17 protein-coding genes and 2 pseudogenes are annotated in these 22,368 nt (G+C 42.8%); 10 read left to right on the plus strand and 9 right to left on the minus strand.

From position 1 onward, the window contains the following. The first annotated feature begins 80 nt into the window (after positions 1-80). A pseudogene (dhaK, locus tag Q9R21_RS02485) lies at positions 81-1,810 on the plus strand (dihydroxyacetone kinase subunit DhaK). 121 nt (positions 1,811-1,931) lie between these two features. On the opposite strand, the gene Q9R21_RS02490 reads toward dhaK, so the two are convergent. Beyond that, a complete protein-coding gene (locus Q9R21_RS02490) occupies positions 1,932-3,206 on the minus strand; it encodes a glutaminase (RefSeq protein ID WP_311203649.1) in 1,275 nt (424 codons plus the stop codon). 343 nt (positions 3,207-3,549) lie between these two features. Between Q9R21_RS02490 and Q9R21_RS02495 the strand changes: the two genes are divergently transcribed. After that, a complete protein-coding gene (locus Q9R21_RS02495) occupies positions 3,550-4,656 on the plus strand; it encodes a GGDEF domain-containing protein (RefSeq protein WP_311203650.1) in 1,107 nt (368 codons plus the stop codon). 22 nt (positions 4,657-4,678) lie between these two features. Here Q9R21_RS02495 and Q9R21_RS02500 read toward each other — a convergent pair whose 3' ends face one another. After that, on the minus strand, positions 4,679-5,485 hold the full coding sequence (locus Q9R21_RS02500; protein WP_311203651.1) for an SDR family oxidoreductase: 807 nt from the start codon (positions 5,483-5,485) through the stop codon (positions 4,679-4,681). 20 nt (positions 5,486-5,505) lie between these two features. After that, positions 5,506-6,177 carry a hypothetical protein gene (locus Q9R21_RS02505; RefSeq protein WP_004646248.1) on the minus strand — a complete coding sequence of 224 codons (672 nt, stop codon included), beginning with the start codon at positions 6,175-6,177 and terminating at the stop codon, positions 5,506-5,508. A gap of 175 nt (positions 6,178-6,352) precedes the next feature. Here Q9R21_RS02505 and Q9R21_RS02510 point away from each other — a divergent pair, with 175 nt between their 5' ends. Further along, entirely contained in the window at positions 6,353-9,247 is a 2,895-nt protein-coding gene (locus tag Q9R21_RS02510; RefSeq protein WP_311203652.1) for a valine--tRNA ligase, read from the plus strand. A gap of 257 nt (positions 9,248-9,504) precedes the next feature. Then, complete coding sequence (locus Q9R21_RS02515) at positions 9,505-10,641, plus strand: putative phage abortive infection protein (RefSeq protein ID WP_311203670.1); 1,137 nt, start codon at positions 9,505-9,507, stop codon at positions 10,639-10,641. Here the strand turns inward: Q9R21_RS02515 and Q9R21_RS02520 are convergent. The 3 genes and pseudogenes from Q9R21_RS02520 to Q9R21_RS02530 form a co-directional block, all read right to left on the minus strand. Beyond that, a pseudogene (locus Q9R21_RS02520) lies at positions 10,632-10,802 on the minus strand (endonuclease domain-containing protein); the annotation flags it as partial. The gene Q9R21_RS02515 and the pseudogene Q9R21_RS02520 overlap by 10 nt on opposite strands. A gap of 241 nt (positions 10,803-11,043) precedes the next feature. After that, positions 11,044-12,087, minus strand: a complete 1,044-nt coding sequence (locus Q9R21_RS02525) for a molecular chaperone DnaJ (protein ID WP_311203653.1) — start codon at positions 12,085-12,087, stop codon at positions 11,044-11,046. A 143-nt stretch (positions 12,088-12,230) separates the two neighbouring features. Beyond that, complete coding sequence (locus Q9R21_RS02530; RefSeq protein ID WP_311203671.1) at positions 12,231-12,917, minus strand: carbonic anhydrase family protein; 687 nt, start codon at positions 12,915-12,917, stop codon at positions 12,231-12,233. A gap of 483 nt (positions 12,918-13,400) precedes the next feature. Here Q9R21_RS02530 and Q9R21_RS02535 point away from each other — a divergent pair, with 483 nt between their 5' ends. Next, complete coding sequence (locus tag Q9R21_RS02535; protein ID WP_004730345.1) at positions 13,401-14,078, plus strand: DUF421 domain-containing protein; 678 nt, start codon at positions 13,401-13,403, stop codon at positions 14,076-14,078. Here the strand turns inward: Q9R21_RS02535 and Q9R21_RS02540 are convergent. The 3 genes from Q9R21_RS02540 to Q9R21_RS02550 all read right to left on the minus strand — a co-directional run bounded on the left by Q9R21_RS02540 (position 14,075) and on the right by Q9R21_RS02550 (position 17,453). Then, a complete protein-coding gene (locus Q9R21_RS02540; RefSeq protein WP_311203654.1) occupies positions 14,075-14,776 on the minus strand; it encodes an HAD family hydrolase in 702 nt (233 codons plus the stop codon). The genes Q9R21_RS02535 and Q9R21_RS02540 overlap by 4 nt on opposite strands. Positions 14,777-14,923: 147 nt before the next feature. Beyond that, positions 14,924-16,078 carry a porin gene (locus tag Q9R21_RS02545; RefSeq protein WP_004279382.1) on the minus strand — a complete coding sequence of 385 codons (1,155 nt, stop codon included), beginning with the start codon at positions 16,076-16,078 and terminating at the stop codon, positions 14,924-14,926. Between the two features lie 136 nt (positions 16,079-16,214). Continuing rightward, positions 16,215-17,453: an MFS transporter gene (locus Q9R21_RS02550; protein WP_311203655.1), complete on the minus strand. Its 1,239-nt coding sequence runs from the start codon at positions 17,451-17,453 to the stop codon at positions 16,215-16,217. Between the two features lie 137 nt (positions 17,454-17,590). Here Q9R21_RS02550 and Q9R21_RS02555 point away from each other — a divergent pair, with 137 nt between their 5' ends. The 5 genes from Q9R21_RS02555 (at position 17,591) to putP (ending at position 22,347) form a co-directional block, all read left to right on the plus strand. Continuing rightward, positions 17,591-18,220, plus strand: a complete 630-nt coding sequence (locus Q9R21_RS02555; protein WP_311203656.1) for a 1-acyl-sn-glycerol-3-phosphate acyltransferase — start codon at positions 17,591-17,593, stop codon at positions 18,218-18,220. A 63-nt stretch (positions 18,221-18,283) separates the two neighbouring features. Continuing rightward, on the plus strand, positions 18,284-19,201 hold the full coding sequence (locus tag Q9R21_RS02560) for a patatin-like phospholipase family protein (protein WP_311203657.1): 918 nt from the start codon (positions 18,284-18,286) through the stop codon (positions 19,199-19,201). 101 nt (positions 19,202-19,302) lie between these two features. Beyond that, the gene (locus Q9R21_RS02565; RefSeq protein WP_005104688.1) at positions 19,303-19,776 is read left to right on the plus strand and encodes an NfeD family protein; all 474 of its coding nucleotides are present in this window, start codon (positions 19,303-19,305) and stop codon (positions 19,774-19,776) included. A 12-nt stretch (positions 19,777-19,788) separates the two neighbouring features. Beyond that, positions 19,789-20,643 carry an SPFH domain-containing protein gene (locus Q9R21_RS02570; protein WP_004279377.1) on the plus strand — a complete coding sequence of 285 codons (855 nt, stop codon included), beginning with the start codon at positions 19,789-19,791 and terminating at the stop codon, positions 20,641-20,643. A 213-nt stretch (positions 20,644-20,856) separates the two neighbouring features. Beyond that, positions 20,857-22,347: a sodium/proline symporter PutP gene (gene putP / locus Q9R21_RS02575; protein ID WP_311203658.1), complete on the plus strand. Its 1,491-nt coding sequence runs from the start codon at positions 20,857-20,859 to the stop codon at positions 22,345-22,347. Positions 22,348-22,368: the final 21 nt, after the last annotated feature.

The raw sequence follows: 22,368 nt of genomic DNA on the forward strand, positions 1-22,368 counted from the left end.
TTAAGTCAGCAAATTTCAAACATTTCCATAATAATAATAAGACTTTAGACATCTCCCAGAATACGTGAAGGCCTTTCTCCATGAAAAAACTTATCAACAACCCTGAAAATCTGGTTGTCGAAATGTGCAAAGGTTTTGTCCTTGCCCATCCTGAACTGACATTTACCGAATCGCATAAAATCATTTCACGTAAACAAAAACACAATAACGTGGCACTGATCAGTGGCGGTGGTAGTGGTCACGAACCTGCACATGCGGGCTTTGTCGGTACAGGCATGTTAGACGCTGCCGTATGCGGTGACGTTTTTGCATCGCCATCTCAAATTCAGGTCTATAAAGCATTGCAGCATGTCGCAACTGACAAAGGCGTGCTGATGATCATCAAGAACTATTCTGGCGATATGATGAATTTCCAGAATGGTGCTGCATTGGCTGCGGAAGATGGCATTAAAGTCGATTACGTCAAAGTGGCGGATGATATCGCGGTAAAAGACAGCCTTTATACCGTCGGTCGTCGTGGTGTTGCTGGTACCATCTTCGTGCATAAAATTGCCGGTGCAGCAGCGTCAAAAGGTTTAGAGCTTGCGCAAGTCAAAGCTGTGGCTCAAAAAGCAGCGGATAACGTGATTAGTCTTGGTTTCGCCTATACCTCATGTACTGTTCCTGCCAAAGGTACACCCACCTTTACCCTAGCCGATGATGAAATGGAATACGGCGTCGGCATCCACGGTGAACCGGGCATTCGTCGTGAAAAAATCTTACCATCGAAAGAAATGGCACAACGTATGGTCGATGACTTATTCCTTGACCGTCCTGACATGCAAGAAGTTGCGGTGTTGGTGAATGGCTTTGGTTCAACACCAATGCAAGAACTGTATGTGTTTAACAATGATGTATGCGAACATCTGGCGCGTAAAGGCATCAAAATTTATCGCACATTCGTTGGCAACTATATGACCAGTATCGACATGAACGGTGCTTCGGTTTCATTGCTTGCAGTCGATGATGAGCTAAAAGGCTACTTAGATGCAGAAGCCAATACCCCTGCCTTTAAGCTGGATGGCTCGCCTGCACTACCATTTGAATTTGCAGCACAAGACGCAGTAGCAAAAAAACCGCCAATACCGAAGTTGAAACCCAAACTGAACATGCTGAAATTCAGAATGAGCAATTCACGATAGAAAATATGCGTTATGTGGTCGATGTGATGGCAGCCTGCATCATCAAAAACGAAGTGCCATTCTGCGAGCTGGATGCCCATGCAGGCGACGGCGATTTTGGCATGAGCGTCGCAAAAGGTTTTAAACAGCTGAAACGTGAATGGCAAAGCCTGATTCAAGCACAACAGATGGATGAATTCTTACTGAATAGTTCCATGATTATTATGGAACACTGTGGCGGTGCGTCCGGCCCAATTTGGGGTTCAGCATTCCGTTCGGCCAGCAAAGCCATTCAAGGTAAAGAAACTCTAAGCGTGGCAGATTTTGCCGAGATGCTACAAGCTGCGGTAAAAGGTATTCAAGTGACAGGTGAGCGTTCATTTGGTCGTGGTGCTGTGGTCGGTGATAAAACCCTGATTGATGCACTTGTACCTTGCGCAGACTCTTGGTCAGCCAATACCGACAAGACGTTTAAAGAAAACTTTGTCTTGGGTGCAGAGGCTGCGGTAAAAGGTGCAGAATCCACCAAAGAGATCGTGGCGCGTATGGGCCGTGCTGGTACAGTCGGTGATCGTAGCTTAGGCTATCCGGATGCAGGCGCACACGGCTTAGGCGTAATCTTTACGGACATTGCCGAGCATATTAAATAAACTTTTCAAGATTTGAAAAAAGCCCCGACACTGTTCGGGGCTTTTTTATATTTCATTTCCTCTACTGAGCAAGTTTTAAAGCGCAAGTAATGAAAGGCATACTCATTCCTATGGATGTGGCTTAATGAAACTTGTCCAAATAGCGCTCTAGCTCTTCTGTTACCACTACCCGCTTATTGCCTTTTACCTGCTCTTCACTCAATACACCTTCTGAATCAATAACTACCACTTTGTGTCCATCCGCTTGTAATCGTTTGACGCCTTCAAATAACATGCGTGCACCTACATCATGAATCAAAGTTAAATTGGTCAGGTCTAAGACTATACGAGTTGTAGCATCTGGCTCATCCTGCAAAATTCGCAGCAACATTTCGGATTCTGTAAATTGCAATACACCGCGCAGCTCATACACGACAATGTCATTGTTCTTACCTACAGTATAACGACTTTGCAAAATGGTCTGTGCCGATGGCGTCCCTTCCATCAGATGCAAGCCCATGTCCCGCGACAAACGCTCAAAAATATCCACGCCACGTACACTATGCCCATGCTCATCAATTTTAGGAGAAAAAACCACAATTCCCACCTGCCCAGGCAATACCCCGATAATTCCGCCCGATACACCACTTTTGGCAGGAATGCCCACCGTCGTCAGCCAGTCACCCGCCGCATCATACATGCCACAGGTCATCATCACGCTGAGCACTTGGCGCACCACATCACGCTCTAGCAGCTGTTTGCCCGTTTTGGCCTGAACACCGCCATTGGCGAGCACACTACAGATATTTGCCAGATCTTTGACCGTCACTTTAATCGCACATTGCTTGATGTATCCATTGACGATTTCTACCGGATCCGAATCCAGCACACCTACGGTACGTAGCATATAGCCAATCGACAGGTTCCGGAATGCAGTTTTGACTTCCGACTTATACACCTGCTTGTCGAATTCCAGTTGACGTCCTGCCAGCTCACTTAAAAAACGGCGTAAGCATTCCGCACGTGAAATGCCTTTTTGTACCGGAATCAAAGAATGCGTAGTGATCGCACCCGAGTTAATCATTGGATTTTTAGGAAGATTGGTTTCTTTATCTAGCGAAATCTGATTAAAAGCCTCTCCTGAAGGTTCAACGCCGACCTTTTCCAGTACTGCTGGAATTCCCAAATGCTGCAATGCCAAGGCATAGGCAAAAGGCTTGGACATCGACTGCATGGTAAATTCGGTTTCATCATCTCCCGTGGAATAAATCGTGCCATCCACCGTGGTCAGCGCCAAAGCGAACTTGTTTGGATCTACCGCTGCCAGTTCAGGGATATAGTCAGCCAAAGCGCCCTGATCATTATCATGACAGACCGTTAATACATGCTGGAGATAATCGGGCACCGGGGTTTTCATTCAGATAGATCCTTTATATTTTCATCCTGTTTCCACCTTAAATTTTCAGGATAAAACTACAAGTCCAAATTGGTAGCATTTTATAAATACGTCCATCGATTTGGACTAAAACAAATGCCTTTTCAGCTCAATGATCATCAGGAGTAAGGGGCATTTTAATATTATTTTTTTGAGTTTTTATAAAATATCGAGCGGTTCAACAGGTCATTTCGATTAGTTTGATTATCCATTTTATTTATATTTTTCATCGCAATAAATGATATTATTCACCTACCTGCTCACATTATAATCTAACACGCTGATCCCGGATTTGAATTTTTACAGTCTACTCGTGCCCAGCATCATGTCGAGCCTGGGGATCATCACGCTGAGTATTTCCTATTATAAAGGCTTACCTAATTATTTAAGATCTTATGCTTATGCACTGATTCTGATTGGCGTAACGATATTACTCAATACCGTTTTATCTGCAGCAGTTTTAGTTGAAATCTCCAGTTTCATTGCTGCTCTTTACTTCTTGTCCTGTACCTTTCACAGCAAAGCCATTTATGAGCGTTTAAAAATCGACTATGTATGGCCAAACTATATTTACCTGATTGCCTTGGGTGCGTTTGGCATTTACTACTTTACCCAAGTGACTGCTGACCAGACTGCCCGTTTGCTGATTATTGGTAGCATTACTGCGGCAATTTATTTGCACCGCCCAATTGCCTTTATTCGGACGAGCACAGGCTTACGTATCGACAGTTACCTGAAAATTTTTACCTTCGCGACCACGTTCATCATCATGGGACGTGCTTTGCTGTTCTCTGTTTTGCTTGAGGATCAGGGGTTTGTCGCCCATTACGAACCCGCATGGGCATTTACACAGCTGCTCCTGCTCCTGATTGATCTGATCTTTTTAGGTTTATTCATTGGCTGTGCAATTTTGGATCTGGTGCGAAAGTTGCAACGGGAGCGCCATCACGACCCGCTGACCGGATTATTAAACCGCCGTGGATTTGAAGCCTATATTCAAAAAATAGATCCCAATCCTGCCTTACAGTATGCAGTTTTGATGGCAGATTTAGATCATTTCAAAGCAGTTAATGATCGTTATGGACATCAGGTCGGTGATCTGATTTTACAACATATCAGTCAGATATTTAAAGCCAATATTCGCAGTAAAGACCAGGTGTCACGGATTGGCGGTGAAGAGTTTCTGCTCGTCTTGCATGATATTCAAAAGGATGCCGCCTTTAAAATTGCTGAACGGATCCGGTTGCAGCTTGAAGAAACTCCATTACATCATGAACAGCAGCATATTTACCTGACTATCAGTATCGGAGTCAGCTTCTTCAATCATCCTAATCAGATTAAAGAAGCCACTTTAGCGGCCGATCATGCCATGTATCAGGCCAAACAGATGGGCCGTAATCAGGTTCAATTCGCTCAAGAGAAAATTGCCTGAATTTGATAAAACTTTAAATCTCTTATTTCACCTTGGTCTTGCGAATCATTTTGTACAGCACCTTGGGGGAAATACGTGAAACTAGCACACCAAGTTTTTCTTTCTTTCCGCCAATCACGATATATTCTTCGCCGCACTGCAAGGCTTGTACGCTTTGACGGGCAAAATCTTCTGCCGACAGACCATTTTCAATCGCTTCATCCTGCTTGGCTTGTGGCTTGCCTTCCCCATTTAAAGCATTAAACGACACATTGGTTTGAACAAAGCCCGGGAATATCACTGAGACCTGAACGCCCTGATCAGCAACTTCAGCACGTAAACTATTGGCCCACATATGAATCGCTGCTTTGGCTGCTGAATAGGAGGCGCGATACTGGGTGCCAAGCAAACCTGCCACACTGGAAATAAACACGATACGACCTGATTTTTGTGCCAGAAAGGTCGGCAATACCATTTTGGTGAGAAATACCTGCGAGAAATAATCGACTTCCATAATAGCGCGTTCAGTCTGCATGGTGGTGTGCTGAATCAGGGCACGTTGACTGAGTCCTGCATTATTAATCAGCCAGTCAATCCGGCCTTTTTGTTGCAAAACCTGTTCATAGGCATGACAAACCTGGCTTTCATCCGTGATATCGGCAATGACTGAAATATGCTGATCTGGATTAGTGAGACTTTGGCGAACATTTTCCAGTTCTTCATGCCGACGTGCAGTCAGTACCACCTGGGCTCCGAGTTCAGCACATTGCTGGGCAATCGCCTTGCCAATCCCTGAAGATGCGCCGGTAATCCAGACCACTTTTCCATTTAAGTCTTCAACTTTCGCCATGAAATCCTCTTTCCCTTGTTTTAATGAATATGGTGCTGCATTTCATCTTCCAGAAATGCCAGCAAATGCTCAAAATAATAACTCATCGTATCGGCATCATAGATGCTACCGAGCTTGTCAAAACGTTTATAGCCTAACTGGGTGGTTAAATGAATCACCCCATTCAAGGTTTTATCGACCACCACATTAAATTTCAACATTTTTTTCGGTTCACGGATCAGATGTGTCACCCCTTGGTCGACCACCTGAGTAAAGGCTTTTAAAGCGGGTGATACATATTGATGATTACCATTTTTCATCTGGTCAATACAGCCGAGCAACTCCATCACCAGCAATTTTTCCACCGGATATCGAACAAAAGCATCACCTTGATGCTCATAGGTCATGCGATGCAAATAGTTCACCATAGGCATCAGACGCTCATTGCCAAACAACGAAACCGACCACGGCATATATTTACGGGTGTTATGCATAATCTGCTGAATCACTTTTTCGGACTCGCTGTCCGGTGAATTGGCCAACTGCACCACCTGACCAAAAATCTGGTCAATAATTTCACAGGCCATATCGGCCAGATTTTCACCTAAGGGTCTGGCAAGACTGTCTCGCTCGCCGGCATTTAATCTGGAATGAAGGTCTTTAAAGCGCTGATGGGTTTCGGGTTGAAGCTTCAGGGAAATGTTATAGCTCATCTTATTATCCTTTTTGATATGCTGCGATGAGTCGCGTTTTTTTATCAATCTATCATACGATGAGTTGCTATACATGCCAATTGGCTAAAGTTTGCATTTGGTTAAGCTGCCGCATGCACTATTTTTTTTGCTACAATAGATCCAATTTTTCATTCACTTTTGATCTGTTTAGACTATGACTGACTCAGCGCAAAATATCGCGACAACCTACGATCCGACCGAGATCGAGAAAAAATGGTACCAAACTTGGGAAGAGCGTGGTTACTTTAAGCCGTCTGAAAAAGGCGAATCTTTCTGTATCATGATTCCGCCACCAAACGTCACTGGTAGCCTGCACATGGGTCATGGTTTCAACAATGCCATCATGGATGCCTTGACGCGTTTCAACCGTATGTCTGGTAAAAATACGCTTTGGCAACCGGGTACTGACCACGCAGGTATTGCAACGCAAATGGTGGTTGAGCGTCAGCTGGGTGCACAAGGGATTAGCCGTCATGACCTGGGTCGTGAAAAGTTCATCGAAAAAGTATGGGAATGGAAAGAACAGTCTGGCGGTAACATTACCCGTCAAATTCGTCGCCTAGGTTCTTCGGTTGACTGGTCACGTGAACGCTTCACCATGGATGATGGTTTATCAAACGCGGTAAAAGAAGTGTTTGTAAAACTGCACGAAGAAGGTCTGATCTACCGCGGCAAACGTTTGGTGAACTGGGATCCAAAATTACAAACTGCGCTGTCTGACTTAGAAGTTGAGTCTGATAAAGAAGAAGCAGGTTCATTGTGGCACTTTAAATACTTCTTTGAAGATAAATCACTACGCACGCACGATGGTAAAGATCACATCGTTGTGGCAACCACTCGTCCTGAAACACTACTTGGTGATACCGCGGTTGCCGTTGCACTTGATGATGAACGTTATGCTGCGCTTGTTGGCAAAAACATCATCCTGCCAATCACTGGTCGTGCGGTTCCAATCGTTAAAGACGAATATGTCGATAAAGAATTCGGTACAGGCTGTGTGAAAATCACCCCTGCGCATGACTTCAATGACTATGAAGTAGGTAAACGTTGCGAATTGCCAATCATCAACATCTTCAACAAAAATGCTGAAGTTCTTGCTGAGTTTGAATACATCGCGAAAGCGGGCGAGCAAATTTCTAAAACTATTCCTGCACCTAGCGAATATGTTGGTTTAGAGCGTTTTGAAGCACGTAAAAAGATCGTTGAACAAGCGGAAGCTGAAGGCTGGTTAGATCAGATCCAACCATACACCTTGAAACCACCTCGCGGTGACCGTTCAGGCGTGATTGTTGAACCTCTACTCACAGACCAATGGTATGTGAAGATTGCGCCGCTAGCGAAACCTGCCATTGAAGCGGTTCAAGACGGTCGTATCAAGTTCGTTCCTGAGCAGTACAGCAACATGTATATGGCTTGGATGAACAACATCCAAGACTGGTGTATCTCGCGTCAATTGTGGTGGGGTCACCGTATCCCTGCTTGGTACGATGCGGAAGGTAATGTTTATGTAGGTCGTGATGAAGCGGAAGTTCGCGCGAAAAACAACATCCCTGCCGATGTTCAATTGAACCAAGATGAAGACGTACTGGATACATGGTTCTCTTCAGGTCTCTGGACATTCTCAACCTTAGGTTGGACTGGCGACGAAGCAAAAGACAAAGCCAACTACTTCTTGAATACATTCCACCCAACAGATGTACTGGTGACAGGTTTTGACATCATCTTCTTCTGGGTTGCCCGCATGATCATGCTGACCATGCACTTCATGAAGAATGAAGATGGTACGCCACAAGTGCCATTTAAAACTGTGTACGTTCACGGTTTGGTACGTGATGGCGAAGGTCAGAAGATGTCTAAATCTAAAGGTAACGTGCTTGACCCATTAGACTTGATTGACGGTGTGGATCTTGAAACACTGGTACAAAAACGTACCACGGGTTTGATGAACCCGAAACAGGCAGCGAAGATTGAAAAATCAACGCGTAAAGAATTCCCTGAAGGTATTCAATCTTACGGTACGGATGCAGTTCGTTTCACATTCTGCGCACTGGCTAACACCGGTCGTGACATCAAGTTCGACATGAAACGTGTTGAAGGCTACCGTAACTTTGCCAACAAAATCTGGAACGCAACGCGTTTCGTGATGATGAATGTCGAAGGTCAAACGGTTGGTCAAACGGCTCGTCCTGATCTTTGGGAATTGCCTGAACAGTGGATCGTCAGCCGTCTACAAAAAGCGACTGCTGCGGTACAAACTGCATTTGCAACCTATCGTTTAGACCTGGCTGCGCAAGCGATTTACGAATTCATCTGGAATGAATACTGTGACTGGTATGTCGAACTGACTAAGCCTGTTCTGAATGATGAAAACGTATCTGAAGAGCGTAAAGCTGAAGTTCGCCGTGTATTGCTTGCGGTGATGGAAGCATCTTTACGTCTTGCTCATCCGTTAATGCCTTACTTGACTGAAGAAATTTGGCAAACGCTTGCACCTAAACTTGGCATTTCAGGCGAAACGATTATGCTTGCGCAGTACCCAACTGCTGATGAAGCGTTGATGAATGACCAGGCTGAAGCAGATATGCAATGGCTGCAAGGTTTGATTGGTGCGGTACGTAACATCCGTGGTGAAATGGGCTTAGGTAATGCGCGCTTGTTGCCAGTTCTTCTTCAGAACACCACTGAAGCTGAAAAAGCGCAGATTGCACGTATTGAACCATTGTTCAAAGCATTGGCGAAAGTTGAAAGCATTACCTTCTTGGCTGATGGTGAACAACCACCATTGTCTTCTTCATCTGTAGTCGGTCACGTGTCTGTATACGTTCCAATGAAGGGTTTAATTGACCCTAAAGCGGAATTGGGTCGTCTACAAAAAGACTTAGACAAGGTTCAAAAGCAACATGACCAAATTGCCACTAAACTTGGCAATGAAGGTTTTGTCGCGAAAGCACCTGCTGCTGTGGTTGAAGGTGAGAAAGTTAAACTTGCTGAGTTTGCTGATCAGTTAGCGAAGATTAAAGCGAATATGGAGCAGATTGCAGCGCTTTAATGTGTTGTTAGTTTGATCTAATTTGTAGTATAAAGGGCTGATTATTCAGCCCTTTGTTTTTTATAATGTTATATATAATAGTTATATTATTTATTCTTACTCCTTTGATTTTTGGCCAAATACAACGAATGAAAGTCATTCAATCAAATTTCTACAAAAATAAAGATTTCATTAAATACTTAGTGCTATTTATTACCTTAATAACACTAGTTTCATTTCTATACTCGGATAAATTTGGAAGCCTCATTCCAAATATAATGGAGTACTTTAAACCCGAAAACGTAGAAAATTTAAATGCAACAGGTCAATATAAAGGGAAAAATTTAAATGCGGTAGATCAATATATTGTTAATCTGGGTTATTTCGGTAGTTTTTTAGCAGGTACATTAGGATTAATTTTTGGATTTTTGAGTTTAATTTTTTTAGTTTTTACTTTTTTGAACCAATCTCGAAAGAATGAAATTTCAGATATAGAAAATAGAATTTTTAAACTTATCGAATTACTCGTAGAAATAAAAAACCAAAATAACCTTTCAAAAATAAGTCAGGATTTTTTAGAAGCAAACAAAGACCTAAGTAGCTTGGAAGCTCTTAAAATAAATCTAAAAAAACAACATTTTGAATTTAGTAATTTTTTTAGAATGCTATATCAATTGCTTAAATATATTAATGAGCATGAGCATATTATTCATAATAGATATTACGAGAAGGAACTTGACCCAAAGGTTAAAAGTTACACTAACATTATTAGATCATACTTAGATACTAACCTTCTAACATGTCTAGCTATTAACTGTTACTGCTTAGAGGATGAAAATGGCGAATACGACCCTTACAAAAAGCTATTGGAAAGATATCAATTATTAGAACATTTACCAAATATTTCACCTATGCAATTTTCTAGTTACTTGTATTATGATAAAAAAGCATTCGGTCAAAGCACATGGTTCAAAGAGTTTAAAGCCATAAGAGAAGAACTTGTAAATATAGCCAATATTTATAAAACAATGGATTTTTGTGAGGTTTTCTTATTGTTCCTCTCTAAAGACAATGGATTATGGATCGATGGAAAAGTTCATATAGAAATCATTAAAGATAAATACTACAAATTATCTATCAATGGTATTAACGATGCAGAGAAATTTGGGATAATTAATTTCGAAATTTCAAAAAAAACATTACAAGTATCTAACTCTCCATACAATATTAACAATGAAAAATTCAGAACAAAAATATTTAAAGAAAATAATTATTTAACCATAACATACTACAAACCTAAGCAAGGTTATATTTTTGCCAATTTGATTAGTATTAAGTTTCTAATAATTAATACTAATACTTTGAAAATGGATTTAATTATTGGACAAGAAGATTACTCTTTACCAATTTCATGACAGTAAAAATCCACAATATAAGGCGTAATCACATGCTGACGGAGAAAGTTAAGATTCATAAAACGCTTGGCACGAAGTATTTGCCACATGAGGTGTTCTGCATCAGTGGCAGAATGGCGCATTGATTTGGCGAATTCTAATAATTGAGGATCTATTTTCATTGTTATTTTCCCTCTCCCCCTTGCGAAGCAGTGCTTCTCATCCCATAGGGAGAGGGAACTTTCATTGTGACTTAATTATTGTTATTTAATTCCAATATTGAAATTCTAGCTTAAATTTATTCTGTAATAGATTTCCCCTCTCCTGAGCAAGTTTTAAAGCACTGCTTTAAAGCGAAGCGCAAGTGATGAGTATCCTCAGAATATATTCTGAGTGCGCAAGGGAGAGGTACTCCTTGTTAAGTTATAACATCCCATGCCTTAAAAACATCTCCAAGCCACTCACCTTTTTGATATACATCAACCGTTCTTTTTCCACTTTAATCTGCTGTTTGATGGCTGAAGTATCTTCATCAATTTGCTTATACAGGTCAGCAATTTGAACCTTGCCTTTCGCCTTTTTCACTGCAATTCTGGTTTTTGAAGACCAGACCAATCTATGGATCAATGCATCAATCTGCTCTTGTAATTTCTGGCTCTGTGCATCCAAAGCCAGTTGATAAAACTTGAGTTGCTCTGCGCTTAAACCTTTTTTAGAAACATCCTGATCTTGCTCGATCTGCAGTTGCATTTTCAGTAACGTAAACAAATCCTGCTCTGCATAAGCCTCATTGGCACGTTGCAATAATTCAGTTTTTTTGATTTTTTTGACATCATTCACTTCACGGTCAGGGTGAATGATGGCAGCAATTTTTAAATATACGGTTTTTAATGACTGCTCTGCCATCTTTGCTGCCTGCTCCTGTTTTTCCTGCTGGCGTTTTAATCTGGCTTGCTCACGTACCTGCTGAAAATGGTCTGATTCCCATTCTTCAAATACTTCTGCATCTGCAAGATCTGAGGGATTCTCATTCTTAAAGAATGTTTCCAGTTCATTTATTTTCTTTTGGCTTTTTCTGAACTGGGCATGTTCGGCACGTTGCTGATAATAAGTGAAGATTTCATTCACCTTATGGGCTTCTTGCATCGACATCGCCTGAGAGTCTTTTAGATAATTTGCAAGGTACTGAATCTTTTCATCCAGCACCACCAGTTCTGCCTTGGAAAATGGGGTTTCCTGCAGATGCTTCCAGAGCTGTTCCAACTGTTTGAACAGTACGCCATGCAATTCATGATAGACCGGCATGAAGGTTTTATGGGTATATTGCTGCAGATCTTCTTCAGCCTGTTGCCATTGTTGTAATTCCTGTTTCTGTTGCTCGATTTTATCAATCAGATGATCCAGCTTCTTCTGCTGTGGCGAAAGCGCTGTGAATGGCTGAATCATGGTTTTTAAGTCGAAGAGCATGGCAGGAAAGGGTCAAAGAAGAAATAAGATCCATATTAAATCTTTCAGCTTTCGTCACAAAGTCCTTTTCAGTGTGCCCTTTCAAAATTTGTATCAGAATTAAAAAAAGCAGACCAAAGTCTGCTTTTTCGCTCTCATATTGATTATTCCAGCACTACACGGCCATTCAAGGACTGTACCGGACGGTTATTTGGATGCCCCATCAGTTTGGCAAATTCCGAAATCTGCTTGGCAGAAGCCTGCTGAATATCTTTCAGAATCAGCCAGCGTACGCCTTCCGAACACGGAGGTGTGGTCAGCGAGCCGCTAAAGCGATAATAATCCAGATTCTTAGGCAACATCTGATTCACATTTTGTGGCGTTTTCAAAACCACTTTCTCACCCTGCTTTTTCGGTAAACGGTTCCACATGCGTTTGAGCATCTGGCTTTCTGCGCCCTGCTCGAACATCATCCCCACGACAGCCAGCTCACCTTTGGCATTGGCATGGACAAAGTGGATTTCCAGTGGATAGCTTTTGCCTTTAATCAGGTTTTCGCTCGGACTATGCAAATGAAACTGCTTCAGTACAAAGATATCGCCATCCAGCTGCAATTCACCACCTTGGGCAAAGTCTACCTGCACAGTATGACCTTTATTTTCGATCGCATGAATCATGGTGTTATAGCTAAACTTGAGCGGTTCCAGTTCAGCTTTTACTGTTCGCTCAATATTGATCGGTGACTGGTTCAGACCATTACAGGCCGAATATTTCTGGCTCAAAGTCGACCATTGCTCAGGCTGAGTATAATCCCAATCCGCATCTGCCCAGACCGCTGTACTTAAACCCATAACCGTTAAAAGCGTGAATATTCTTTTCACAATACATCCCTTGTTGGAAGTCAAAATCACAATTTCTAATTTAAAAACAGTTTATTAAAGTAGTGTAATCACTCTATTTTTCAGGCCACAAACTACAGATTTTTATAAAGATGAAGTGATTTGCTTACAAATTTCTAAACACTCCTAATTATTCAAAACACATTATTCAGAATATATATTGATAAATTTCAAATGGATAATACTTTTATAGATTTAAAAATAGACAGTAGAGAATGTGATCTTCTTCAAATTTAATCTGCTGATTTTTTATGCATTATTTACATGAAATCTCTATCTTATTTTCAATAGATCAAATAGCTAGATTTTTAAGTTCAAGCTTCTTTTTTAAATAGAATCTACCTTTATTCATAAACTTACATAAACACAGCAGCAAATAAAATACTGATATTGCTAGACTCGAGCCAAAGAGAAAAATGAGGATAAAGAATTTAAATGGACTGGGCGACCATATTTATAAATGACACCACCTGGGAGTTTACCGCAGAAATTTTGCTGCGTTGTGCCCTGATGTACACGATGATTATCCTGTTTTTGCGTCTGACCGGAAAACGTGGGGTACGTCAACTTTCTATCTTCGAAGTCGCTATCATTTTGAGCTTGGGTTCGATTGCCGGCGACCCGATGTTTACTGAAGATATTCCCCTGATTCAGGCAGTTCTGGTGATGTCGGTGATTATTATCATGTACCGCCTGACCACCTGGCTCATGATGAAATATCAGTGGTTTGAAGACCTACTGGAAGGTAAACCGATTTATATCGTAGAAGATGGCGTGCTGGTCGTTGAAGAAATTAAAAAAGGTAAGATGTCACATGATGAATTCTTTGCCGAAATGCGCCAGCAAGGCGTAGAACATCTCGGTCAGGTTCGTACCGGTTTACTGGAAACTGACGGTAAGTTCAGTATACTGTTTTTCAAATCGGATGAGGTTCGGCCTGGGCTGCCACTTTTTCCTAAAACCTGTTCTATAGTCCAACAGGTCAAGGCCGGGCAATTATATGCCTGCATTTACTGTGGACAGGTACAAACCCTTTCACATGCCGACCAGCAATGTCCGCGCTGTGATTCTTCACAATGGGCCGAAACGATTGACTGTTTAAGAATAACTTAAGTCTGATTTAATAACTGCAAATGGGCAAAAATTTCCGGCAGATGCTGAATTCTATGCTGAATATGTTCGGCATCCGGATGGAAACCTTGCATCCATAATGCATACATTCCGGCCTCTGTAGCTCCTTGTACATCATTAATTGGATGGTCGCCAATATACAGGCACTGTGCAGGCTGCACGCCTAGACGCTCTGCAGTGATCTGGAATATTTCCGGCTGTGGTTTGTTAAAACCCACCAGCCCGGAACTGATGATCTCATCAAAATAAGTTTCAATACCCAAACCCCGAATCGTATTTAAACGGGTGTCATGTCCGCCATTGGAAACAATGGCTAGCTGATAACCCTCATCTTTCAGCTGCGTTAATACTTGCTCTGCTGCCGGCATTTCTACGGCGAAACGGCCAAACTGGCTAAACCAGAATTGGGCCAGTTCATCTATGGTTGGGGGATTTAACCAAGACAGTTCCTGCAACAACGCATAAGCAGCCGAAGCCCCGATACTACCATGCGTCAGCAATTCCTTTTTAGGATAACCGCCATTATCGATGCGTCTTACAATCTCGATAATTTTTTCAGGCTCGACCTGTGCCAATGCGGGCGCATAATATTCTGCCAGATAACGGCTATAGGCTTGTGTCGTCAGATCACGATGGGTCAAGGTATTGTCGAGGTCAAATAAAACGGCTTGAATAGGCATAATTTTCAAAACGAAATGCTGAAACTTTCAATCATGTTAACAGCCCTACACTTGTTAGATCAGACATAAAATTGCTAAGTTTTGTTGTTTTAAGCATAAAAAAAGCGATGCCAAAGCACCGCCTTTTCTTAGCTTACAAAGTCTAAATTAGAATTTGTATTCAACACCTGTACCAACAACTGGCTGTTTAGTTTCAGCTGAACCTTGTTCAAGTGTTAAAAGACCCGTGTAACCGTATGCTTTTACTTGTTTAGAGAATGCATAGTCTGCACCCACAAGAATTTGTTGGGCTTCAAAATCTGCAACATTGGCTTTTGTAAAGCTTGTAGAGTTTTGACTATATTGGCCTTTTACTGTCCACTTATCAGCATTTGGTAATTTATATTCTGCTCCAATTAGCCAGCCTTGTGCATCATCAATATCATTACCATTTACAGCAATACCATTACTTGCCACTGAAGTTGCATTTGAATTACCTTCAACCTCTGCAAGATCAGATGTTTGGAATAACGCCTTAATGGCTAAGTTATCATTTACATTTACTCGGCCAATCGCACGAATTGTATCAGCAGCAGCTAACAAAGCTTTTGCTGTACCAATTTCACCATTTTGTGTGTTTAAGATACCTACACCAGCAAAGTTGGATGGAATCGCTTTATCATAACCAAGACCTAAAACAACTGCTTTGCTGTCATATACTAAAGATGCTGACCATGCATCACCTAAGCCACGGCCTGCAACTTTAGCACCGCCTTTAGAAGAGCTAATACCACCGGCTTCACCTGTAGCTAATAGTGCAGTTGCTTTTAGTTTACCTTCACCGACTGCAAAGCCAGGAGCTTCATAGACGACAACATTATCGATACGGTTTTCACCGGTAAAGATACCTGCCATATCCGCTTTATTTGCAACATAGTTATTGAAAGTATCAACTACTGAAGAAAGCTGTTTTACAGGCGTATCGATTTTACCTAGTTTTACTGTACCTAACTTTTCATCTTTAAGACCGACTAAAAGATTACGCGGTACAAATGTATCTGTACTTCCACCATTGTCTACATAGAAGGTAAATTCAGCTTGATAAAGCCCACTTAAACGGTCAGTAAGTTTCTCCTCACCTTTTAAACCCAAGAATGAATTATTAGTATTCAGTTCAATAACATCGCGATCAGACACAGGTGAAGCATTGTCTTCAGGTAAATAATCAACTGTGGCATCAATCTCACCATAAAAAGTTGGTGCTGCAAAAGTTGTCCCCGCCAAAAGGCTGAATGCAATTGCTGTTGCTAACTTAGTTTTCATCAAAAAAATCCTTAATTTATTTTGTAACAAATAATACACACGGCGCTTATATTACAAAATTATTAAATTAATATTTATATATTCTATTTAGTACTTTAGGCTAACATTTAACCAAACAGTTGATTATTTAGAAATTTTATAATTTTTCTGCAACTTTCATCCATCGGAAAATTGGAATTAAACAGATAATTGCCACGATCACAATCAGATTCAGATAATTTTGATAGCCTAAAGCATCTCCCAAAATACCACTCAGACTATAAAGTCCCCCACTCACCGTAGCCATCAGTGCCACCTGAAAGGTGAAATCAGTACCAGCCAGATGCTTGCGACTGTATTGCATGACCAAGGTCAACATGACCACCAAAAGCATGGCTGAGACCATGTCTTCGGCCGCATTGATCAGATAAATGATCCAATTTTCTACTTTGTTTTGAGCTTCATACTGGCCAGCCAGCCAGGCATAAGCTATTAAGCTTAATATTTTTAGAATTGAGAAAACGATCAAACTCGAGCTGCGCGACCAGTATTTCAGGCACCAACCAGCCAGTCCTGCCCCAATCAAGGCAGCCAATGCTCCCAGCATGGTGACATAAAGGCCAATCTGGCTAAAGCTCAGTCCGAGATCTACCATTAAAGGTTTTAATAAAGGCCCGGATAAACCATCGGCGATTTTAAAGGTCAATAAAACCATTAACCAAGCAGCCAAGGTTGAATCCGACCAGAAGTATTGAAAATAGGTTTTTATATTGCTGAGTGCAGGTCCTTTATCAGCTGGCGTGATAATTTTTGAATGCTGAGATTCTCTAAAAAATAAAATGGGTAAAGTATTAATAAAGACCAGAGCTGCCAATAATAGAAAGGTAGCTTGCCATTGCAGCAGATCGAGCAACCATAATATGGCCCCACCTCCGACAATGAATCCCAGACGAGAACCAATCACCTGAAAGGTATTACCCCAATGTTGCTGTTCATTTTTCAGAATATTGACTGCCAGTGCATCGGTCGCAATATCCTGCGTCGCACCAATACCATTCATCAACAAAAGCGTGATAAAAAACAGCAGTAAATACAGCGGCTGATTCAAGGCCTGAATCGGTAGAAATGAGAGCCCAATCAATACAGCAACTGACAGCCATTGCAAGGGAATAATCCAGCTACGGTAATGACCTTTGGCGCTCGATCCATGCCGATCAACTAAAGGTGCCCAGAATATTTTAATCGACCAAGGCAGCATTAACAGACCAAAGCCCCCGATATGCGCCAGCGATACCCCTTCAGCTCGCAGAATGACTGGCAAGGCATGCGTCATAAACCCGACCGGAAGCCCCTGTGCCCAATACAGCGAAAACAGTAAAATATAGGTATTCCGCATATTTAGGCTAAGTCCTTAAGGTGAAAATGCATCACCAGCATTTGAGATGCTATACATTTTGCCAATGATCCGGATTTTACAACAGTCTAATATAATAAAAAATAAAGAAAAATTAGTTTCAGGACGAGACATAAGCAATGGCCCAGACACGTTTCCCCCAACTCCCGCCGCATGTGCCATCCCGCGGCAGCAAGCTGAGCCGGACTTTTTTCAGGCAGCTTTTTTTGAGCCAAGGCTGGCGTCTGGAAGGTGAATTTCCAGACTTACCTAAAGCAGTCGCGATTATTTCTCCGCACACCTCCAATATTGATGCATGGCTGGGTTTTAATGCCTTGCTTGGTCTCGGTATTCAGATTACGATTTTTGGTAAAGACAGCCTGTTTCGTACACCGCTAAAACCGGTACTGGAATGGATTGGCGTCGTTCCTGTCGTCCGAGATAGTCCACAAGGTCATACCCGACAGATTGTCGAGATTATTGAAAAATCAGAACAGATCTGGGTCGGTATGGCACCGGAAGGTTCACGTAAGGCACCAGAAAAAATTCGCAGCGGTTTTTATCATATTGCCAAGGTAGCCCATTTGCCGATTGTGATGTTTTCTTTTGATTATGATATCAAGACCATTCATATCCTGGGCGTGTACCATCTGACCGGTGATTATGAATACGACCTGGAACAGATTTATCAGCATTACGAAGGTAAATTCTCGGCCAAAAATCCGGACTGGGTGGCCAAGCCGTTACAAAAGCTTTTGAAAAAAGACTAGGCAAATACGGCTTTTTTTGATGTGATAGCCTGAATTTTGTTGATTTAATCACCAGTTTTTATAATGAAATTAGCCCGTTATGCCTTAATTGTCTGCCTTGGTTTCAGTATTGCAGCCTGTGACAAAGCCACTAAAACACCTACGCCTGCCACACCAATAAAAGCCCGTGAACCTGTCGTCGCCATTGCCCTCGGTGGTGGCGGTGCCAAAGGTTTTGCCCATATTGGCGTCATTAAAGTGCTCGAATCACACGGCATCAAACCGAAGATTGTCACCGGAACCAGTGCTGGCAGTTTTGTCGGTAGCTTATATGCCAGTGGTAAATCGCCTTATCAGTTACAGCAGATTGCCCTGAATTTTAAAGAATCGGATATCCGCGATTTAACCTTGAACCGGCAAGGGATTATTGCTGGGCAAAAATTGCAGGATTTCGTCAATAAGAATGTGACGAACAAACCGATTGAACAGTTCCCGATTCGTTTTGCGGCAGTCGCCACTCGCCTGGACAATGGCCGCAAGGCAGATTTTATTAAAGGCAATGCCGGACAGGCAGTCCGAGCGTCCTGCAGTATTCCGAATGTGTTTGTGCCTGCCGTGATTGGCGGCACCAAATATGTCGATGGTGGTCTGGTCAGTCCGATTCCGGTCAAGACCGCCAAAGATATGGGAGCAGATATTGTGATTGCCGTGGATATTTCTGCCCGTCCGGATGGTAATAAAGCCTTGAATATGTGGGGCGTACTGGATCAGACCCTAAATATTATGGGACAGCAAAGCATTAATGAAGAGTTGAGCCAGGCCACTGTGGTGATTCAGCCCAAAGTCGGCCATATCGGTACTTTAGACCTGAAAGCCAGCAATGCCACCATTCTGGAAGGTGAAAAGGCTGCTCAACTGAAAATCCGTACTATTGAAAAAGCCATTAACAACTTTAAGCAGTCGCCAGCGGCATTTAAACCGCCACGTCCGGCAAAATTTTGATGCATGATTTTTTATATTCATCTGCTGCCGCATCTGCTACATTGAAGATCAATCATATAAAGATGATGATTAATTAAATACTTAGCGATATAGGTCACGATATGGAATTAGTTCTTGAACCTTGGCACTGGTTTGTATTAGGCATTCTTCTGATTCTGTCGGAATTACTGCTGCCCGCATTTGCTGCCCTTTGGTTCGGGATCGGTGCCATCATGGTTGGCGTCCTGTACTGGATGTTCCCGATGATGGGACTGACGACCCAGCTCCTGACCTGGATCGTACTTTCTGTTCTGTGTACGCTGCTCTGGTTTAAGTTTATCAAGCCACTTTCCATTGACAAGACCAAAGCCGGTCTATCGCGTGAAGCGACCATTGGTCAGGTGGGCATGGTGATTCAGACTAATCTGGATCATGGGCAAATCCGGGTGCGCTTTCCGATGCCAGTTTTAGGTTCGGATGAATGGGAATGCCGAACTCTGGACCCAGTTCAGGTCGGAGACCGCGTTCGCGTCGTGGATATTCTGGGTAATGACCTGGTCGTACAACCTCACAGCACAAATTATCAAAATCAATAAGGTGAATAAGCTATGTCTGGTGGTTCTATCATTGTTATCGCGTTTCTGGCCTTTGTTGCGATTACCATTTTTAAAGGTGTGCGGATTGTGCCGCAAGGCTACAAATGGATTGTACAGCGTCTCGGTAAATACCACACCACACTAAATCCGGGTCTAAATTTTGTCATTCCTTATGTCGATGAAGTCGCTTATAAAGTCACAACCAAAGATATCGTTCTGGATATTCCTTCACAGGAAGTGATTACCCGTGATAATGCGGTCCTGCTGATGAATGCCGTGGCTTATATTAATCTGACCACACCAGAAAAAGCCGTGTACGGGATTGAAAACTATTCCTGGGCGATTCAGAACCTAGTGCAAACCTCACTGCGTTCGATTGTCGGGGAAATGGATCTGGATGATGCTTTATCTTCGCGTGATCATATTAAGGCACGCTTAAAATCTAGTATTTCCGATGATATCTCGGACTGGGGTATTACCTTAAAAACTGTAGAAATTCAGGATATTAAGCCTTCAATCACCATGCAGACTGCAATGGAAGAACAGGCAGCAGCTGAACGTCAGCGTCGTGCGACCGTCACCAAAGCGGACGGTGAAAAACAAGCCGCAATTCTAGAAGCGGATGGCCGTCTGGAAGCCTCACGCCGTGATGCTGAAGCGCAAGTGGTACTGGCTGAATCTTCACAACGTGCAATTGACATGGTGACTTCCGCCATTGGTGATAATGAAATTCCGGTCGCCTATTTACTTGGTGAACAGTATATTAAAGCCATGCAAGATATGGCCAAATCGCCAAATGCCAAGACGGTAGTACTTCCAGCCGATGTGTTAAATACGATCCGTGGTGTCATGGGTCGCCCTAACTAATTTATATTTTGACTTTATACATAGGCAGCCCGAGGGTTGCCTATTTTTATTCGCGCAAGAAAATCTCAGCAAAGATTGTGAATTTATGGTTAAATTTCGCGTTTATTTTTGAAATCTACTAGATTTGATGTTGCCTGGCTTTCGGATTAAAGCTTTTCGCAGCTGTCTTATTCCTTGTTTCGATCTACTGTCCAACTTAAAAATGGATACCGTATGAGCTCCCTAAATCCAACCTTAATTACTTTTCTTTTCTATATTGTCGCAATGGTGGTGATCGGCCTGATGGCTTATCGCGCGACAAGCAACTTTTCCGATTACATCTTAGGGGGCCGACGTTTAGGGAGTTTTGTCACTGCACTTTCTGCAGGGGCTTCCGACATGAGTGGCTGGCTCCTCATGGGCCTGCCCGGTGCGATTTATCTTTCCGGCCTGTCTGAGATGTGGATTGCCATCGGTCTGATTATTGGTGCCTGGCTCAACTGGCTGCTGGTTGCTGGCCGTCTGAGGGTGCATACCGAAGTTCAGCACAATGCCCTGACCCTGCCGGATTATTTCTCGAATCGTTTTAACGACCAGAAGAAAATCCTGCGTATTGTTTCGGCTTTCGTGATTCTGATTTTCTTTGCGATTTACTGTGCTTCCGGCATGGTTGCAGGCGCGCGTCTGTTCGAAAGCATGTTTGACATGTCTTATAGCACCGCGCTCTGGATCAGTGCCATTGCCACCATCAGCTATGTGTTTATTGGTGGCTTCCTGGCTGTGAGCTGGACCGATACCATTCAGGCGGGGCTGATGATCTTTGCCCTGTTGCTGACACCAATCGTAACGTTAATGGCGTTCTCGGATATGTCCCAGGTGACTTTGGCACTGGAGGCTGCTCGTCCTCAAGCAATGAATATTCTGGGTGATCTCAGTCTTGTTGCGATTATCTCGCTCTTGGCTTGGGGTCTGGGTTACTTTGGCCAGCCGCATATTCTAGTGCGCTTCATGGCTGCAGATTCAGTCAAATCCATTCCAAATGCACGTCGTATTGGCATGACCTGGATGATTCTGTGTCTGGGCGGTGCAGTCGCAGCCGGCTTCTTCGGTATTGCTTATTTCGAGCAGCATCCAGAACCGGCAAGCGTGGTGAATGCCAATCCTGAAACGGTATTTATGGAACTGACCAAAATCCTGTTTAACCCATGGATTGCAGGTGTAGTTCTGGCGGCGATTCTGGCGGCAGTAATGAGTACTTTAAGCTGTCAGTTATTGGTCTGTTCAAGCACCTTGACAGAAGACTTCTATAAATCTTTCCTGCGTAAAAATGCCTCGCAAAAAGAACTGGTCTGGGTTGGCCGTTTGATGGTACTGCTGATTGCCTTGCTGGCGATCTGGATGGCGGGTAATCCTGAATCTAAAGTTCTGGGTCTGGTGGCTTATGCCTGGGCAGGTTTTGGTGCCGCTTTTGGCCCGCTGATTATCCTGTCATTGTTCTGGAAACGCATGACTTTGAATGGTGCTTTGGCCGGTATGATCGTGGGTGCAGTCGTGGTTATTTTCTGGAAGAACCTGTTTGCTGACACTGGCCTGTATGAAATCGTTCCTGGTTTTATGTGTTCAATGCTGGCGATTGTGGTGGTGAGCCTGATGGGTAAAGCACCAACAGCAGAAATTACTAACCGTTTTGAAGAAGCTGAACGCCTGTATAACGAAAGCAAATAATTCTGTATCAACTAAAAAGAG

Source organism: Acinetobacter sp. RG5 (assembly GCF_031844265.1).
Lineage (GTDB): Bacteria > Pseudomonadota > Gammaproteobacteria > Pseudomonadales > Moraxellaceae > Acinetobacter.

Coding starts and splice junctions, on each gene's coding strand:
- Q9R21_RS02490 (WP_311203649.1), bottom strand. CDS start 3,206: ATGAAAACCCCGGTGCCCGATTATCTCCAGCATGTATTAACGGTCTGT.
- Q9R21_RS02495 (WP_311203650.1), top strand. CDS start 3,550: ATGTCGAGCCTGGGGATCATCACGCTGAGTATTTCCTATTATAAAGGC.
- Q9R21_RS02500 (WP_311203651.1), bottom strand. CDS start 5,485: ATGGCGAAAGTTGAAGACTTAAATGGAAAAGTGGTCTGGATTACCGGC.
- Q9R21_RS02505 (WP_004646248.1), bottom strand. CDS start 6,177: ATGAGCTATAACATTTCCCTGAAGCTTCAACCCGAAACCCATCAGCGC.
- Q9R21_RS02510 (WP_311203652.1), top strand. CDS start 6,353: ATGACTGACTCAGCGCAAAATATCGCGACAACCTACGATCCGACCGAG.
- Q9R21_RS02515 (WP_311203670.1), top strand. CDS start 9,505: ATGGAGTACTTTAAACCCGAAAACGTAGAAAATTTAAATGCAACAGGT.
- Q9R21_RS02525 (WP_311203653.1), bottom strand. CDS start 12,087: ATGCTCTTCGACTTAAAAACCATGATTCAGCCATTCACAGCGCTTTCG.
- Q9R21_RS02530 (WP_311203671.1), bottom strand. CDS start 12,917: ATGGGTTTAAGTACAGCGGTCTGGGCAGATGCGGATTGGGATTATACT.
- Q9R21_RS02535 (WP_004730345.1), top strand. CDS start 13,401: ATGGACTGGGCGACCATATTTATAAATGACACCACCTGGGAGTTTACC.
- Q9R21_RS02540 (WP_311203654.1), bottom strand. CDS start 14,776: ATGCCTATTCAAGCCGTTTTATTTGACCTCGACAATACCTTGACCCAT.
- Q9R21_RS02545 (WP_004279382.1), bottom strand. CDS start 16,078: ATGAAAACTAAGTTAGCAACAGCAATTGCATTCAGCCTTTTGGCGGGG.
- Q9R21_RS02550 (WP_311203655.1), bottom strand. CDS start 17,453: ATGCGGAATACCTATATTTTACTGTTTTCGCTGTATTGGGCACAGGGG.
- Q9R21_RS02555 (WP_311203656.1), top strand. CDS start 17,591: ATGGCCCAGACACGTTTCCCCCAACTCCCGCCGCATGTGCCATCCCGC.
- Q9R21_RS02560 (WP_311203657.1), top strand. CDS start 18,284: ATGAAATTAGCCCGTTATGCCTTAATTGTCTGCCTTGGTTTCAGTATT.
- Q9R21_RS02565 (WP_005104688.1), top strand. CDS start 19,303: ATGGAATTAGTTCTTGAACCTTGGCACTGGTTTGTATTAGGCATTCTT.
- Q9R21_RS02570 (WP_004279377.1), top strand. CDS start 19,789: ATGTCTGGTGGTTCTATCATTGTTATCGCGTTTCTGGCCTTTGTTGCG.
- putP (WP_311203658.1), top strand. CDS start 20,857: ATGAGCTCCCTAAATCCAACCTTAATTACTTTTCTTTTCTATATTGTC.